The 14,910-nt window shown below is 63.6% G+C and carries 17 protein-coding genes; 6 read left to right on the top strand and 11 right to left on the bottom strand.

What is annotated here, in order from left to right; translation table 11 throughout:
- Positions 1 to 36: 36 nt before the first annotated feature.
- Both CRD15_RS05925 and CRD15_RS05920 read left to right on the top strand, forming a co-directional pair.
- On the top strand, positions 37 to 1,704 hold the full coding sequence (locus CRD15_RS05925) for an LCP family protein (protein WP_187402145.1): 1,668 nt from the start codon (positions 37 to 39) through the stop codon (positions 1,702 to 1,704).
- Positions 1,704 to 2,285, top strand: a complete 582-nt coding sequence (locus CRD15_RS05920) for a TIGR03089 family protein (protein ID WP_034991980.1) — start codon at positions 1,704 to 1,706, stop codon at positions 2,283 to 2,285. Before CRD15_RS05925 ends, CRD15_RS05920 begins: the two co-directional genes overlap by 1 nt.
- Here the strand turns inward: CRD15_RS05920 and CRD15_RS05915 are convergent.
- The 7 genes from CRD15_RS05915 to CRD15_RS05885 all read right to left on the bottom strand — a co-directional run bounded on the left by CRD15_RS05915 (position 2,278) and on the right by CRD15_RS05885 (position 8,943).
- Positions 2,278 to 3,012, bottom strand: a complete 735-nt coding sequence (locus CRD15_RS05915; protein WP_187402144.1) for an ABC transporter permease — start codon at positions 3,010 to 3,012, stop codon at positions 2,278 to 2,280. The two genes, CRD15_RS05920 and CRD15_RS05915, sit on opposite strands and share 8 nt — an antisense overlap.
- The gene (locus tag CRD15_RS05910; protein ID WP_034971244.1) at positions 3,012 to 3,944 is read right to left on the bottom strand and encodes an ATP-binding cassette domain-containing protein; all 933 of its coding nucleotides are present in this window, start codon (positions 3,942 to 3,944) and stop codon (positions 3,012 to 3,014) included. Before CRD15_RS05910 ends, CRD15_RS05915 begins: the two co-directional genes overlap by 1 nt.
- A gap of 19 nt (positions 3,945 to 3,963) precedes the next feature.
- Entirely contained in the window at positions 3,964 to 4,704 is a 741-nt protein-coding gene (locus tag CRD15_RS05905; RefSeq protein WP_187402143.1) for an ABC transporter permease, read from the bottom strand.
- Positions 4,705 to 4,729: 25 nt separating this feature from the next.
- Complete coding sequence (locus tag CRD15_RS05900) at positions 4,730 to 5,665, bottom strand: ABC transporter ATP-binding protein (RefSeq protein WP_043012488.1); 936 nt, start codon at positions 5,663 to 5,665, stop codon at positions 4,730 to 4,732.
- Positions 5,666 to 5,724: 59 nt separating this feature from the next.
- Positions 5,725 to 6,897, bottom strand: coding sequence for an HNH endonuclease signature motif containing protein (locus tag CRD15_RS05895; RefSeq protein ID WP_255463764.1), 1,173 nt, complete (start codon positions 6,895 to 6,897; stop codon positions 5,725 to 5,727).
- Positions 6,898 to 7,059: 162 nt separating this feature from the next.
- A complete protein-coding gene (locus CRD15_RS05890; RefSeq protein ID WP_187402142.1) occupies positions 7,060 to 7,743 on the bottom strand; it encodes a response regulator transcription factor in 684 nt (227 codons plus the stop codon).
- Positions 7,744 to 8,943, bottom strand: a complete 1,200-nt coding sequence (locus tag CRD15_RS05885; protein WP_187402141.1) for a sensor histidine kinase — start codon at positions 8,941 to 8,943, stop codon at positions 7,744 to 7,746. It lies immediately after the preceding gene.
- Positions 8,944 to 9,122: 179 nt separating this feature from the next.
- Here CRD15_RS05885 and CRD15_RS05880 point away from each other — a divergent pair, with 179 nt between their 5' ends.
- The gene (locus CRD15_RS05880; protein WP_034979580.1) at positions 9,123 to 9,536 is read left to right on the top strand and encodes a hypothetical protein; all 414 of its coding nucleotides are present in this window, start codon (positions 9,123 to 9,125) and stop codon (positions 9,534 to 9,536) included.
- A gap of 136 nt (positions 9,537 to 9,672) precedes the next feature.
- Complete coding sequence (locus CRD15_RS05875; protein ID WP_187402140.1) at positions 9,673 to 10,125, top strand: hypothetical protein; 453 nt, start codon at positions 9,673 to 9,675, stop codon at positions 10,123 to 10,125.
- Positions 10,126 to 10,159: 34 nt separating this feature from the next.
- On the opposite strand, the gene purE is transcribed toward CRD15_RS05875, so the two are convergent.
- Genes purE through CRD15_RS05855 form a run of 4 tightly spaced genes read right to left on the bottom strand, consistent with a single transcriptional unit; the run spans position 10,160 to position 13,259 of the window.
- The gene (gene purE, locus CRD15_RS05870; RefSeq protein WP_034971235.1) at positions 10,160 to 10,672 is read right to left on the bottom strand and encodes a 5-(carboxyamino)imidazole ribonucleotide mutase; all 513 of its coding nucleotides are present in this window, start codon (positions 10,670 to 10,672) and stop codon (positions 10,160 to 10,162) included.
- Positions 10,673 to 10,675: 3 nt separating this feature from the next.
- Positions 10,676 to 11,911, bottom strand: coding sequence for a 5-(carboxyamino)imidazole ribonucleotide synthase (locus tag CRD15_RS05865; protein WP_034992007.1), 1,236 nt, complete (start codon positions 11,909 to 11,911; stop codon positions 10,676 to 10,678).
- Positions 11,908 to 12,420, bottom strand: coding sequence for a hypothetical protein (locus CRD15_RS05860; RefSeq protein WP_034971233.1), 513 nt, complete (start codon positions 12,418 to 12,420; stop codon positions 11,908 to 11,910). The genes CRD15_RS05865 and CRD15_RS05860 overlap by 4 nt, the downstream gene beginning before the upstream one ends.
- Positions 12,417 to 13,259: a biotin--[acetyl-CoA-carboxylase] ligase gene (locus CRD15_RS05855; RefSeq protein WP_070552092.1), complete on the bottom strand. Its 843-nt coding sequence runs from the start codon at positions 13,257 to 13,259 to the stop codon at positions 12,417 to 12,419. Before CRD15_RS05855 ends, CRD15_RS05860 begins: the two co-directional genes overlap by 4 nt.
- An 85-nt stretch (positions 13,260 to 13,344) precedes the next feature.
- Between CRD15_RS05855 and CRD15_RS05850 the strand changes: the two genes are divergently transcribed.
- The gene (locus tag CRD15_RS05850; protein ID WP_187402139.1) at positions 13,345 to 14,703 is read left to right on the top strand and encodes an acyl-CoA carboxylase subunit beta; all 1,359 of its coding nucleotides are present in this window, start codon (positions 13,345 to 13,347) and stop codon (positions 14,701 to 14,703) included.
- Between the two features lie 10 nt (positions 14,704 to 14,713).
- Positions 14,714 to 14,908 carry an acyl-CoA carboxylase subunit epsilon gene (locus CRD15_RS05845; RefSeq protein ID WP_034971230.1) on the top strand — a complete coding sequence of 65 codons (195 nt, stop codon included), beginning with the start codon at positions 14,714 to 14,716 and terminating at the stop codon, positions 14,906 to 14,908.
- The last annotated feature ends 2 nt before the right edge of the window (positions 14,909 to 14,910 follow it).

The following is a 14,910-nucleotide window of genomic DNA, read 5'->3' as shown; positions in this document are numbered from 1 at the left end:
TACACCAGCCGCATTTTTGCCGCTAAAGTGATAACAATGACTGAGCATGAAAGAGGCCGCCACTCGCGGCGCATCCAGGCAGCCCCGGGCGGCCGGGAAGCCAAGCAGATCGGTTCCCGACTGTCGCGCGGAGTAGTCGCCGCAGTCTCGGCACTATCGCTGGTCGTGATGGGGATCGGCTACATGGCCGTCGGCAACCTCAACGATGGTCTTGCTCAGGCCGATAACCTGAACCTCGGCAACCAGCCCGATGGGGCGACCGACATTCTGCTGGTGGGCGTGGATTCGCGCACGGACGCGAAGGGCAATCCGCTGTCGCAGCAGGAGATCGACATGCTCCGCGCTGGCGAGGAAGAGGCCACCAACACGGACACGATGATCCTGATCCGCATCCCGAATGATGGATCCTCCGCCACCGCAGTATCTCTGCCCCGCGATACCTACGTGCGCACCCGCGACTACGGAAACATGAAGCTCAACGGCGTGTACGGAACGGCGAAGTTCGAGAAGTCGCAGGAACTGTCCAAGAACGGCGAGACCAACAAATCCGAGGTCGACAAGAAGTCCACCGAGGCCGGGCGACAGGCGCTAATTAGTTCTGTGGCTGACCTCACCGGCATCAACGTGGACCACTACGCCGAGGTCGGCCTGCTGGGCTTTGTGCTGCTGACCGACGCGGTCGGCGGCGTGGACGTGTGCCTGAAAAACAAGGTGGACGAGCCCCTGTCCGGCGCGAAGTTCAAGGCCGGGCGCCAGACCCTCACCGGCCAGGATGCGCTGAGCTTTGTCCGCCAGCGCCACGAACTGCCCCGCGGTGACTTGGATCGCATCACCCGCCAGCAGGCGTACATGGCCAGCCTGGCCAACCACGTCCTGTCCTCGAAGACGCTGACGGATCCCGGCAGCATGTCCAAGCTCAACAACGCGGTGCAGCGCTCCGTGGTGCTGGATAGCGGCTGGGATGTCATGGGCCTGGCTACACAGATGCAGAACATGGCCGGCGGCGACGTGAGCTTCCAGACCATCCCCGTCACCAGCATCGACGGCACCGGCGACTACGGAGAGTCCGTCGTCACGGTCGATACCGACCAGGTCCACAAGTTCTTCAAGGAACTGCTGGGCGACAAGCCGGGCGAGGAGGAAACCACCTCCGACAAGCCGGCGGACATTACCGACTACAAGGCCGGGGACTACAAGGTCAACGTATTCAACGCTTCCGAGCAGGCCGGCCTGGCGGCGCGTGTGTCGGAGCTGGCAAAGCAGTACGGCTACAAGTCCGGCAAGGTGGGTAACCACCCGGAGACCGGTGTGTCGGAGTCCCAGGTCAACGCGAAGAACGCTGACGATCCGGCCGCCCGGGCGCTGGCCAAGCAGCTGGGCGGGCTGCCTGTCGTCCAGGATTCCTCCCTGGACGAACACGAGCTGTCGGTCACCCTGTCCGGCACCTACGCCGGCCCGGGCATCCTGGAGCAGTCCGCCCCGCTGACCAAGCCGGATGATCCGAATGTCGGCACGCTGACCGAGGGCATGAAGGACCTCGACGGCGATGGCATTCCGGACGAGACCACGAGCGCGGGCACCACTGGCAACTCCACTTCCACCGCCGCCAAGCCCTCCACCGTTGGCACGCCGGGTACCGGCCAGGGCACCGACCGTAAGGATCCGATCGACGCCGGTGGCGACGGTCCGATGTGTGTGAACTAATGGATATTATTGCCCCGCTCGTCGCCCAGGATCCGGCCAGCCCGCGCCTGACCACCTACACTCCGGCGGGCCGCATGGAGCTGTCCGCCCAGACCCTGCACAACTGGCAGTCGAAGGCCGCCCACCTGCTGGATTCGCTCGCCCCGACCTCCGTCGGGATCGCCTGCGCCCCGGGTTGGCAGCCGCTCATGATTGTTCTGGGTTGCTGGCGGACTGGTGTTTCTATTGTGGACGCCGACTCCTGCGACGTGCTTTTTACCGACGACTTAACACTGGCGGAGGCCCACTCGGGTGAGGTCTACATACTTTCCGACGACCCGTTTGGCCGCGGCGTGGAGGAATCCGGCGGCGAGCTGCCTTTCGGCGTGAACGACTTCTCCCCCGAGCTGCGCGTGCAGCCGGATGCCTATCCCGGCCCGGCGGCCGCCCCCGCCCCAGAAGGTCCGCGGGTGTTGGTTCCCGCGTGGACCGATACCCAGTCGATGCTGGATACACTAAAGCCGCTGCGCGACGGCGGGTCGGTGGTGATGGCCACCGAGCCCACTGCCGAGATCGCAGCGGCGGAGAACGCGACTATTTAACGTCCTTGCGCTGGTGGACAAAGAAGGCCCAGACCACTAGCACCAGAGTCCAAGCGCAGACAATTGCAACGCTGACCGGGGTGTCGTGCCCGCCAACGGAGACGTTGCCGCCCAGGATCATCCAAATGTTGTTGAACGGCAGGTAGGGCGCAATGTATTCGGCAATCCATTGGCTGAGCTGTTGAGAGATCAGCTCCACCGCGGTCGCCCACACCAGCGGCAGCGCCACGGCGCCGGCCGGGGAGGGAATCAACACGCCGATCGCCGAGGCCATCAGGCTGACCAGCCCGGCAAATAGGATCGTATAGCCCAGCAGCGGCAGCTGGTCTGTGTTTAGCTCCTGCGGCAAGGTCGCCACCATCGCCAGCGATACTCCCACCGCAACAGCCATGGTCACCATCGCCAGGGCTGCGTTGACAAACATCTGCGCGAACAGCTGCTGCCAGCGGGCGGGGATCACCAAGAAGGACTGCGCATGCAGGTTGTGCCCGCGCGTACCGCTGACTCGCACGGCCGATAGCGACAGGATCAGCAAGTAAGCCGGCATAAGCCCCACGCCCAGCTCTGTCAGGCCGATCTCGGGCTCGTTCGCTCCGTATTCGGACCTGTAGTAGCTCAGAGTCAACGCATTTGCCCCGATGTAGAACAGCAGGACGAACCCCAGCATGATCCAGGTGCCCCACATGACGCGCGAGCGTGTCCATTCGCTGCGAATGATTCCTAGCATTACTGGCCCCTCCTGTCCTTAGTTCGGTACTCCACTGCCTGGCCGGTCGCGTCCAGGAACTTCTGCTCCAAGCCTGCGCGCTGCGGTGCCATCTCCAGAACCACCGCGCCGGTGTCGCGCGCCAGTTCGCCGAGGCGCCTGTCCAGGTCGGGGGCTTCGGAGGCGAACTCCAGGGAGCCGTCGGCTTGCCGTGTGAGGTTTACGCCATCCAGGCGCGAGGTGGCGTCCACAAAAGAATCGGGATCGGCCACGCGCATCCGGATGGTGGGCTGGGCGCCCGTGCGCAGGAACTCATCCATGGTGTACTCGCCGATGAGGGAGCCCTTGCCAATGACGACAAGGCGGTCGGCGGTGAGTTCCATCTCGTGCAGCAGGTGGGAGCTGACCAGCACGGCGCGCCCCTCGGCGGCGCTGCGGCGGATCAGTCCACGCATCCAGTGCACACCTTCGGGGTCGAGGCCATTGACGGGCTCATCGAGGATGAGGTGCTGCGGGTCGCCCAGCAGAGCCACGGCCAGACCCAGGCGCTGCTTCATGCCGAGGGAGAACTTCTTGATCTTGCGCTTTTGCACCTCGGCCAGGCCCACCAGCTCCAGGCACTCGTCGGCGCGGGACTGCGAGATCCCGGCCGCCTGGGCGATGGAGCGGATGTGCGCCCGGGCGGAGTGGCCGGGCATGTACCAGGTCGGTTCCAGTAGCGCGCCGGCGATGTGAGGACGCTGCGCGCGGTAGGAACTCAAAGGCTTGCCATTAAAGGTGACTTCGCCTTTACCTATCGTGTCGAGCCCCAGGATGCAGCGCATCGTGGAGGACTTACCGGAACCATTCGGCCCCAGAAAGCCAGTGACCTGGCCATCTGGAACCGAAAAAGTCAGCCCATGGAGAACCTCCGTGGACCCATACTTTTTCGTTAATTCTTTGACTGCGATCATGTCGTCAGGCTATCAAAAACTACTTCACGTCTCGGGCCTTGTTGCTGTACAGCCCCAGCGCCAGCATGACGACCATCCAGACGATCAGCACCACGAATCCCGAGGTCGGGGTGGCCATTCCGTCGTGGTTCGTGGAGTCTACCCAGGAGATCATGTCCTGCACGCGGTTGCCCGGGGACAGGTGATACAGCGTCTTCAGGAAGGAGATCTGCCGCCCTCCGGCGGCAAGCAAGCCCTCGACGACCAGCATCCAGACCAGCGGCAGAGAAATCGCGCCCACGCGGTTGCGCAGCAGCGCTGCGATTCCCACAGCCACCACGGCCAGAGCCGGGACAGCCACGGCGTAGCCCCAGAGGACTAGCGGCTTCTCGCCGGTGAAGTTACCCGCCGGGAAGATAGTCACTACCAGCCAGCTCAGTGCGGCGCCGGCCAAGAAATTCAGCTCCGCGAACACGGCCGCCACCAGTGCGCGAGCCAGCAGCCACGAGCTCCTGCTCTTCTGTGTGAGGAAGGAGTGGGCCGTCATATGGTTGTTAATGTCGCCGCCCGCGGTGGACGCACCGAAAACGATGGCGATCATCAGGAAGATCATCCCGCCGGTGAGCAGGTCGGGCCAGTCCGTATCGATCTGCGAGGAATCGCTGAAAAGCATGTACAGCGTAACCGGCCCATACAGCGAGCCCGTGAACAGGATGACGTAGATCCACGTGCTGCGGAGGGTGAGCAGCTTCGTAACTTCGGAGGAAATTGCCTTGAGCATTGTTTGTCCTTTTCTGTTTGAGGGCCTAGTTGGTGCGGTATTCCTGCTGTCCCGCCGTGGCGGCGAGGAAGCGCTGTTCCAGGTTGTCTGCGGTGGTCGCGAGCTTGGTCACCGCGAACTTTTCCTCTAGCGCCGTGGCCGCGATCGCTGCGCGCACCTCGTGCTCTGGCATGCTATCGACGCCCACACGCAGCGTCCGCTCCCTATCCAGATCGACCTGGAAACCGCGGCTGCGGAGGCTATCTGCCAGCAAGACCGCTTCCTTGCATTCGACCTCTACGTGCGCGCCGCCGGCGAGGAACTCGTCCAGAGTCTGTTCGCCGATGAGCTTGCCCTGTCCGATCAGCACTAGGCGATCGGCAGTTTGCTGCATCTCGCTGAGCAGGTGAGAGCTGACCAGCAGGGCACGCCCGTCGTCGGCGAGCTGGCGGATGATGCGACGCATCCAGGACACACCCTCGGGGTCGAGGCCGTTGACTGGCTCGTCGAGAATCAGGTGCTGCGGGTTACCAAGGAGGGCTGCGGCCAGGCCGAGGCGCTGCTTCATACCCAGCGAGTAGCCACTAACCTTCTTCTTGCCCGCGCTGGTCAGGCCGACCATGTCGAGGCATTCGTCGACGCGCTTGTCGGAGATGCCCGCACCCTTCGCAATGACGCGCAGGTGGTTGCGCCCGCTGCGGGCAGGGGTGAACCAGCCTGCATCCAGAACCGCTCCGGCGATGCTGGGCTTGTTATCCAGGCCTGCGAACTCTCCGGCGTATCCCTTGCCGCTGAAGGTCACCTTGCCGGCGCTCGGCTTGTCGAGGCCAAGCATGCAGCGCATGGTGGTGGACTTGCCCGCGCCGTTGGGTCCGAGGAAGCCTGTCACCTGCCCGTCCGGGACGGTGAATGAAAGGTCGTTGACTACTGTTTTCTTGCCGTACCTCTTGGTGAGGTTTTCCACGATGATCATGGTTCCCATGCTGCCGCCCGGGGTGGTGTTCCCACATCGGACGAGGGGTTGATCTTGCGTGTCCTACCTCAGTATGACGGCCCGCCACCCCTTTCCTCTATCGCCTGGTGATATTCGGCCAGTGCCTTGGTTTTGCGGACGTTGCGCTGGGCGAAGGTCTCGCGCCCCAGCGGCCCCTCGGCCTCTGTGATCACGCTGTGCCCGTCACCGTGGGAGGTCCACGCCTCGTGCCCGTCGGGATACAGGGCGACGTCCCAGCTTCCCGCGGTCTTGAGGTTGTGATGCTTCGAGCAAAGCAAGTGTAAGTTTGCCGTGGACGTCGGCCCGCTGCCGTAGCGCCGCACGTGGTCGTATTGGCACTTATAGGCGGGAACCTCGCAGCCCGGGAAGCGACAGTGCAGGTCACGCCCCGCGACGGCGGCCTTGATGCTCTCCGTCGGCGCGTAGCCCTCACATTCCGCGTAGCCCGGCGCGGACAGGTGCGTCACCCGCTGCAGCCAGGCCTTGGAGGCGGAGCGGTTCAGCCAGTGGTCCTCCCCTAGCACCGCGCCGTCATTCGCCGGATCGTGGTACAGGTTCAAAGTCACGGAGACCTCGGCCTTACCGGTGATCAGCCGCACCATAGCCTCGGGCTGCGAGCAGTCGTATTTCTTGGCGGTGGCGCGCACGATCTTGTCGATCTCGATGCCCTCCATCCGCGGAACGCGCAGCGTGAACGTGGTGTACTCCGGGTCGCGGCAATCCACTCCCAAACACGGTTCGGCCGGCGTGGCCTCATCCTTAGGTACGACGTCGCGGTCGACATCCTGCAAAATCTTCGCGATGCGATTGTGGATCGTCCTCGGGGACATCACGTGCTGGTTGGGACGTGAGGGCGTCAATTCGCAAAGAACCTTTTCTTCAACAACCGAGCGATCGTCCGGCGCCACCGCAAAAAGATCCTGCGCCACCCGCAATACATGGCGGTCGGTGAAGCAGCCTTCTTCGAAGTAATCGACAAGGCGCGGATAGTCGCGCAGTACGAAGGCGGCCTCGGCCCAGGCCTCCGCAACTCCGACCGAAACGCCTAGGCGCACGGCGAGGCGGGTGCAGAAATCGGGCACCAGATCGTCCCCGTCCGGCACGCATGCCATGATCAGGCGGAACCGTTGTTGGTTAAGGTTTCGCGCCGCAATGGTCAGCGGATCCTGCGAGGTAGCTATTCGAAATGTTGGTGGTGAGGTGGGATCTTTCGTGTGCATGGAACTCCCCTGGTGGTGCGGCGAGGTTACCCCCGCCAAACTTCCTAAACACAGAATAGAACACACGCACAACCCAAGTCAATAGCCAGCCAAAACTTTTTCTTTTTTAATGACGCCACCAGCCTGAACAACGAGAATACCCCTAAAGCTTAAGTGGAAGTTTTAGAAAGTTTGTTCTAGCAGATCGTCAGCGTGAACGAGGTGATGCTTAAACGCAAACAGCACCGCGTGTACACGATCACGGGACTGAGTTTTCGTGAGCACGCGGCCGACGTGAGTCTTGACGGTGGGCAGCGAAATGTAGAGCTTGTCGGCGATCTCCTGGTTGCTTAACCCCAGCGCGATGAGCTGCAGAATCTCAAGCTCGCGCGGGGTCAGAGGGTCGGGAAGGTCGAGCTCGACGGGCTCGTGGCGCTGCGGAGCCTGCGCCATGCGAATGTTGCGCAGCAGACGCGCGGTGGCCTTCGGGCTGATGACGGCAGCGGAGTCGCCGACAGTGCGGACGGCGGAGATAAGGTCCTCGGGGTCGGTGTCCTTAAGCAGGAAACCGCTGGCCCCGGCCTCCACGGCGCCGAGGACGTAGTTGTCGTTATCAAAGGTGGTCAGCACGATCACGCGGGCGCCGGTGGTGCCGGCAACCACCCGGCGGGTCGCCTCGATGCCGTCCAAGCGGGGCATCTGCACATCCATGAGGATGATGTCGACGGGCTGCGACTCGGCCAGCTCGCAGGCCTCCTGCCCGTCGGCAGCCTGCCACTGGACAGCGATGTCGTCCTGCGAATCCAATACCAAGCCAAACCCGGCGCGCACCAGCTGCTGATCGTCGGCCAAACCTACGCGTATCACTTAATCCTCCTTCGCATAAGGCACCGTAGCAGTAACGTTCCACCCTCCGGGGTAAACCGCCGAGGCTCCCCACTTGGCCGTGCCGCCGTGAATGGCCACACGCTGGCGAATGCCGGTCAGGCCGCGCCCGGAGCCCTCGATCTGCTCGTCGCCAGGCGCGTTATCCACGCTAATGAACACCCGGGCAGGCTCCCACTCCAACCGCACCTGGGCGGGCACAGCGCCGGCGTGTTTCAGTACGTTCGTCAGGGATTCCTGCACGATGCGATACACACTGAGGTCGCGGACCTCGTCCAGCTGGCGCGGCTCGCCAATAACCTTGAGCTGCACCTGCACCCCACTGCGCTTTGCATCCTCCACCAGGTCGGGAACGCCGGCCACCCCAGGGGTGACGCTGGTGGATCGCGGCGAGGGGGCGTCCTCATGAAGAACAGAGAGCAGCTCCCGCATCTGGGTCAAAGCCGAACGACCGCGCGCGGCGATCGTGTCGAGGGCTTCGATGGCCTTGTCGGGATCCTTGCGACCCGCGTAACGACCACCGTCCGCCTGCGCGATGACGACAGTGAGGGAATGCGCGACGATGTCGTGAAGTTCGCGGGCGATACGGTTGCGCTCGCTGACGGTGGCGAGTTCGGCGCGGGCGGCCAACGCCTCAACGGCCTGGTCACGACGCAGCGAATAGCGGCCCGTCAGCCACATCAGGGCGACGGTCAAGACGGTGAGCAGGACAATTAGCCCCCAGAATAGCCAGAACTCGGCGGTCCGAAAGTCTACGCCGACCCCAGTGGTGCCCGCGTTGTAGCAAGTCGCCCACACCATCGCGAAGAAAGAGCCGAGCAGCAGCAAAGTCAGCCACAGTTTGCGGCGCAGCGTCAGCTTCGCGGAGATGAAGTAAGCCTCGTAGGCCACGACCAGGTAGCCGAGAGGCCAGACCAGCATCGCAGACGCAGCGAAAAAAAACATGCCGAGCGCCACGACTGCCACGCCCGGCTCGGGCCGAAACCTCTGCAGAAGCAGGCCGATGAAGCTGGTGATCAGCCCAACGACTGCAAGCACGACCTGCCAGGTGGAGCTAACGATCCCGCTGCCGAATGTCGCGCCGACACCGAGGAAGAAGTATAGGAAGCCCGCAATGGCTACGAACACCCACCAGGACGCATCGCGCCACCACACCGGGCGAGGAACTGCTTCATAAGACATGTATGAAGAGTCTAGTTACAGGCGCACCCTATCGCCGTAAACGAGCAGGCCATTAACGAAACAACTTCTGCTCGGCAACAAATGGCGTTCGAACGCTATCTGATCAACCAGAGGACATCGCCAGACCTAGCCCGAGACATGGCAGATTGGCTGGAGATCATGTTAGGCTTCTAAAACTGATGAAGAAGCAAATCGGCGAACTTGGCTCACTCATTGCATTAACCCTCACCCTTGTGGCCATATGTCTCCCGATAGTATTGACTGTCATTGCGACGCAATGGATCATCCCAAACGCGCACTGGCGATTCAGCGTCGGCGGCGTTTGGGCTGTGCCACTGTGGAGCTTAACCGTCCTCATCCTGTCGCCGATATTGGACATCTCAGTTGCGATTGTTGCTAGAGCTTTCATTATGCTCGGAATCTGCCCGTCAGAGTACTGGGTGTCCACAATTGGTGGCACCTTTCTCTTGGCTGCTGTTTTTTACATTATCCTTACGCCTTTCTATGCCTGCCTAATTGCCGCCCTTGTTTGCGCAATCCTAAATGAGATTCTTGAGCCATTAATCCCCCCAAGGAATACTTCTACCGAGTAGGATAAGAATCTTATCGATCGAGGATCTTGATTTCTTTGCTACCTGGTTTAAAACCAGCCATCCAGACAATACGATTCACACCTGCTGGGGATGAGTCAGTCTCTTGGGGTACACAAATTGCGAGATGAGGTAAATTATGGCCTATTTAATCATCGACCCATCCGGCAACCCATTAAGTCGCCCGAATGATGGAGATGTTGTATCCAATCCAGACACAGGGCAGGTCCTTACCGTCAGCTTCCTGAGGATAACCACGCCCGACGGGGACTATGAAGTTGATTTTCTTCCCGGAATTGTCGACCTCTACCAAGGAAGCAAGGATAGATCATCCTATTCCACAAATATTCAAGAGATAAGCGTCGAGAAAGGAACTCGACTTTACAAAATTGGCAGTATTGACCATGTAGATGATGTAACCCTGACGCATCTAGGGGATAAATACCGAGTTCAGGCCGCGAAACTAGACGACACGAAACCAGATAGTTTAATCCTCTGCGAAGATGGTTTTATAAGAACTTTGCAAGATAGTTTTTCTGCTACCGACAGGCCTCAAGGAGTTTTTCCCGTTCTCCACAAAGTAGATGAGTAGGCAGCCCCGACGACCCCTACCCAGTTAGACCGCTTCACCCCATCAACTTCTGCTGCAGGGCACGATCCTTCTCCAGCACCGCGTCGCGCATATTCTCCTGGTATTCGACCATCTTGTCCATCAGAGCCTCGTCAGCCACCGCGAGGGTGCGCACAGCCAGCAGTCCGGCGTTCTTCGCGCCGTCAATGGAGACGGTGGCAGTCGGCACGCCGCCCGGCATCTGCACGATGGAGAGCAGGGAATCCAGCCCATCCAGGTTGCCAAGTGCGCGCGGGATGCCAATCACCGGCAACGGAGTAGCCGCGGCGACCATGCCGGGCAGGTGGGCGGCACCACCGGCGCAGGCGATGATCACCTTCACGCCGCGGGAGTGGGCGGTGCGGGCGTAGTCGAGCATCCGCTCCGGGGTGCGGTGCGCGGAGACCACGCCGACCTCGAAGGGGATGCCGAACTCGGCCAGCACCTCGGCGGCCGGTTCGACGGTGGGCCAGTCGGAGTCGGAGCCCATCACCAGGCCGACCAGCGGGGTGCGTGCGTTCTCAGTCATCGGTTAGTCCTCCCATTCGGCGGTTTCCAGGAACTTCGCGGCCAGCCGCGCCTGCTCGCGCGTGCGCGCCGGATCCTCCCCCAGCATATTGACGTGGCCGATCTTGCGGCGCGGGCGCCAATCCTTGCCGTACATGTGAATCTTCGCGTTCGGGAAGCGACGCCACACCGCATCCATGCGCTCGTGCATCGGCATCGCCGGATCCTCGTCCGCTCCCAGCACGTTTGCCATCACCACCACCGGCGCGGTCGGCTCCGTGGAGCCCAGCGGGCGATCCAGTACGGCGCGGACGTGCTGCTCGAATTGGCTGGTGACGCAGCCGTCCTGCGTCCAGTGGCCGGTGTTGTGCGGGCGCATCGCCAGCTCGTTGACGATGATCTCCGGCTGGCCGTTGTCGTCGGTGGTCTCGAACAGTTCCACGGCCAGCACGCCCGTCACGCCCAGCTCGGTGACGATGTCACGGGACAACTGCTCGGCGGCGGCCAGGATCTCCGGCGTGGAGTTCGGGGCGGGTGCCACGGCCTCCACGCAGATGCCATCTTCCTGCAGAGACTCGACCGCAGGCCACGCCTGCACCTCGCCGGACGGAGTGCGGGCGACCATGGCGGACAGCTCGCGCACCAGCGCGACCTTCTTCTCCGCCATCAGGGGGATCTCCTTGTCCAGCAGCTTCTCCACCAGCTCGCGGGCCTCGTCCACCGTGTCGGGGAACCACACGCCCTTGCCGTCGTAGCCACCTCGGCGGGCCTTCAGGCAGACCTGGCCGCCCACGGCCTCGAAAAACCCGGCGATGTCATCGGCTGACTCGATAGCAGCGAAGGGCGGCACCGGGGCGCCCAGCTCGCGCAGCTTCTTGCGCATCACCAGCTTGTCCTGAGCGTTGATCAGCGCCGCGGGCTGCGGCTGGACGTTCACGCCCTCGGCGATGAGGGCATCCAGGAAGCGGTTCGGAACGTGCTCGTGGTCGAAGGTCACCGCGTCGGAATCCTGGGCAACCTCGCGGACGTGCTCCTCCAGTGCGTAATCCCCCAGCACCACATCGGCGGTGACCTGTGCGGCCGAGGAATCCGGCGCCCCGGCCAGCACGCGGCAGCTCAATCCCAACTCGATCGCCGCCTGCTGAGTCATACGCGCCAACTGACCATCGCCGATGATCGTCACCAGCGGCGCTCCCGGCGCGTGTGCGGCAGGGCGCGCTAAAGACCAGTCGGCTGTGTTATTCCCATTGCTCTCACTCACAGCTCCCAACTATAGTTCCCCGGCCCGACACTCTTAATCTGGCTCTTCAACAGCCTCTCAAACTTGCGGGTATAGGGAACCGAATGCAGCACCAAAGGCACGCGCGCCCCGGCCACGTACACCGCCACGTCGCCCCGGTGGGCCCTGCAATCCACCACGTTGGCCAGTGGGATCTGGCCAATGCGACTGCGCAGGTGGCCGGTCGCGGTGATCAGGCGCCTGTCGGTCAGCAGCATGCGGGAGCGCGCGCGGAAAACCAGGTGGCGCACGCAGCGCCTCCAGCACACCAACAGCCACGCAACCAGCAGGCCCCGCCGAAGCCACATGCAGGCTTCCACCGTAGGGGCGTCCAGAAATTGGGTGGCCATGTACTGATCCAGCGCGCCGATGCCCATCCAGAACAGGCCCGTCCACAACAGCAGGCGCAGGACGGGGAAGAACATGGAGCGGCGCGCGGGGCTGAGCTCGGCGAGGATCTGCTCGTCCGGGTCGAAGGTTATTTTGCTCATGCGTAGCGCCCTCCGTAGTCGCCGGTGCCGTCGGCGCGCAGGTGCACGATCTCGCCCGCGCGGATCAGGCGCGTGCCCTCCGCGGTGCGGACCAGCAACTCGCCGTCGTCGTCGATGTCGGTCGCCGTGCCCTCCACGATCTCGTCGCCGGGCAGGAAAGCACGCACGGCCGTGCCGATGGTCGCGGAAGCCTGGCGGTATCGCGGCAGCACGGTCTGGGCTGCCCCTCCTAGTCGACGCCACCGCTCCAGATTCGCCGCCAGCTCCGCGAACACGGCCACCGCGACGTCCTCGCGCGTCGGGCAGGGCATCCCCAGTCGGGCGCATTCGAGGTCGATGGAGCTAGCGTGGGCGACGGGCAGCTCGTCGGTCTGCAGGTCGTGGTTGATGCCGAAGCCCAGGATGATCGCCGGGTGCGGGTCCAGATGCACGGCCTCCACCAGGATGCCCACCAGCTTGCGGCCATCCAGCACGCAGTCGTTGGGCCACTTCAGCTGGATGGGAATGTCGGCGCTGGCGCGGATGCCCTCCACGATCGACAGGCCGGTCAACAGTGGGAGCAGGCTAATACGGTCGACCGGCACGTCCGGCAGGCGCACCAGCACCGAGCAGATCAGCTGGCTGCGGGCCGGGGCTTCGAAGGAACGCCCCTTGCGGCCGCGCCCGGCGGTCTGCTCCTCGGCCATGAGTAAGGACATGTCAGGCAGGTCCTCGCCGCAGCGCACGCGGTCGGCCAAGTCGGTGCTGGTGGAGCCGGTGGTCTCTAGCACCTCGACGTGGCGGTAGCCCAGCGGGGCCAGGCGCTCGGCCAGGCGACGGGGGTCCAGGGGCGCACGCATGGCTGTACCGTCCTTTCTCTTCACATGCCTTCCCTCAGACACTCTAGCCCCACCAATCACGGCGCTGGAGTTTTTACGCCGTATTATGGCCACCATGAGCTCTACCACCGACACATCGACCACCGCCGGGAAGATCGCCGACCTCCGCGATCGCCTGGCGGAGACCCACAAGCCGCAGGGAGACGAGATTCCGCGCGCCCGTCGCCGCGTGGACGCACTGCTGGATGCCGGTAGTTTCGTGGAGACCGACGCGCTGGCCCGCCACCGCGCCACCGCCTTCAAGGCCGACAAGTTCCGCCCCGTCACCGATGGCATCGTCGCCGGTTATGGCACCATCGACGGTCGCCCGGTGTGCGTGTTCTCCCAGGACGCGACCCTCTTCGACGGCCAGATCGGCGAAACCGCGGGCGAGAAGATCCTGAAGGTCATGGAGCTGGCCGTAAAGTCCGGCACCCCGCTAATCGGCATCTACGAGGGCACGGGCGCCCGCCCGAAGGAGGGCATCGCCGCCCTCGAGTACTTCTCCCGCATCCACAACCTGCAGGCGAAGCTCTCCGGCGTGGTTCCGCAGATCGCGCTGGTCGCCGGCCCCACCAGTGGCGCGCTGGTGCACTCGGTGGTCCTTTCCGATGTCGTCGTTGCGGTCAAGGGCGCCGGGGGCTTTGTAGGTGACGCCGCAGACGGCACCGCCCACCTTGTCGCCGAGGATGACGCCTCCGCGCTGGGACTCGTCGCGGACCTCCTGGGCTACCTGCCCAGCAACAACCGGGCGCTCCCGCTGCCTGGCGAGGATGGTTCGGCAGAGCCAGGCGAACTGGACGGCCTGATCCCCGACTCGGACGCGCAGACCTACGACATGCACGAGGTCTTGGCTCGCGTCGTAGACTCCGATACCGTGCTGGAACTGCAGAAACTCCACGCACCGAACCTGATTACGGCGCTGGCGCGGGTGGGCGGCCGAAGTGTGGGCGTCATTGCGAACCAGCCCGAACAGCAGGCAGGGGCGATCGACGTGGCGGCGGCCGAGAAGGCAGCACGCTTCATCCGCTTCTGCGACGCGTTCAACGTGCCGCTGGTGACCTTCGTGGACTCGGCGGGCTACGCGCCGGACGCACTGTTCCGCCGCACCGCGAAGCTGATCGGCGTGACGGCCGAGGCCTCCGTGGGCAAGATCGCGGTGATTACGCGCAAGGCATTCGGGGACGCGTACCTCTCGCTGGGCGCTAAGCGCCTGGGCACCGACCTGGTGTACGCATGGCCGACCGCGCAGATCGCGCAGGACGATAGCTACCAGGCGGAACCCTACTCCGCCGCGGAGCGGGGCCTGGTCGACGCGGTGATTCCGCCCTCCGAGACCCGCACCCGCATCATCGACGGCCTGCGACTGGTGGAGCGCAAGGCCGAGGATAGCTACCCGCGCAAGCACGACAACCTGCCGTTCTAGGAGGAAGCGCGTGACGGAATTTCAGGTGATCAAGGGCAACCCGGACGAGGTAGAGACCCGGGCGCTGCAACTCATCGTTGACGACCTGGCCGCGGAGGCCGAGGCACTGCGCAACGCGAAGCCCGATACGCGCGGGCACTACGGGCGCGGGGTGCTACACGGCAACCCGGGCGCGTTCCGCAATCCGCGGATGCCGCGGGGCTAGGG

Source organism: Corynebacterium sp. LK28 (assembly GCF_014335105.1).
Taxonomy (GTDB): domain Bacteria; phylum Actinomycetota; class Actinomycetes; order Mycobacteriales; family Mycobacteriaceae; genus Corynebacterium; species Corynebacterium macclintockiae.
This window is presented reverse-complemented; position numbering and strand designations above follow the sequence as displayed.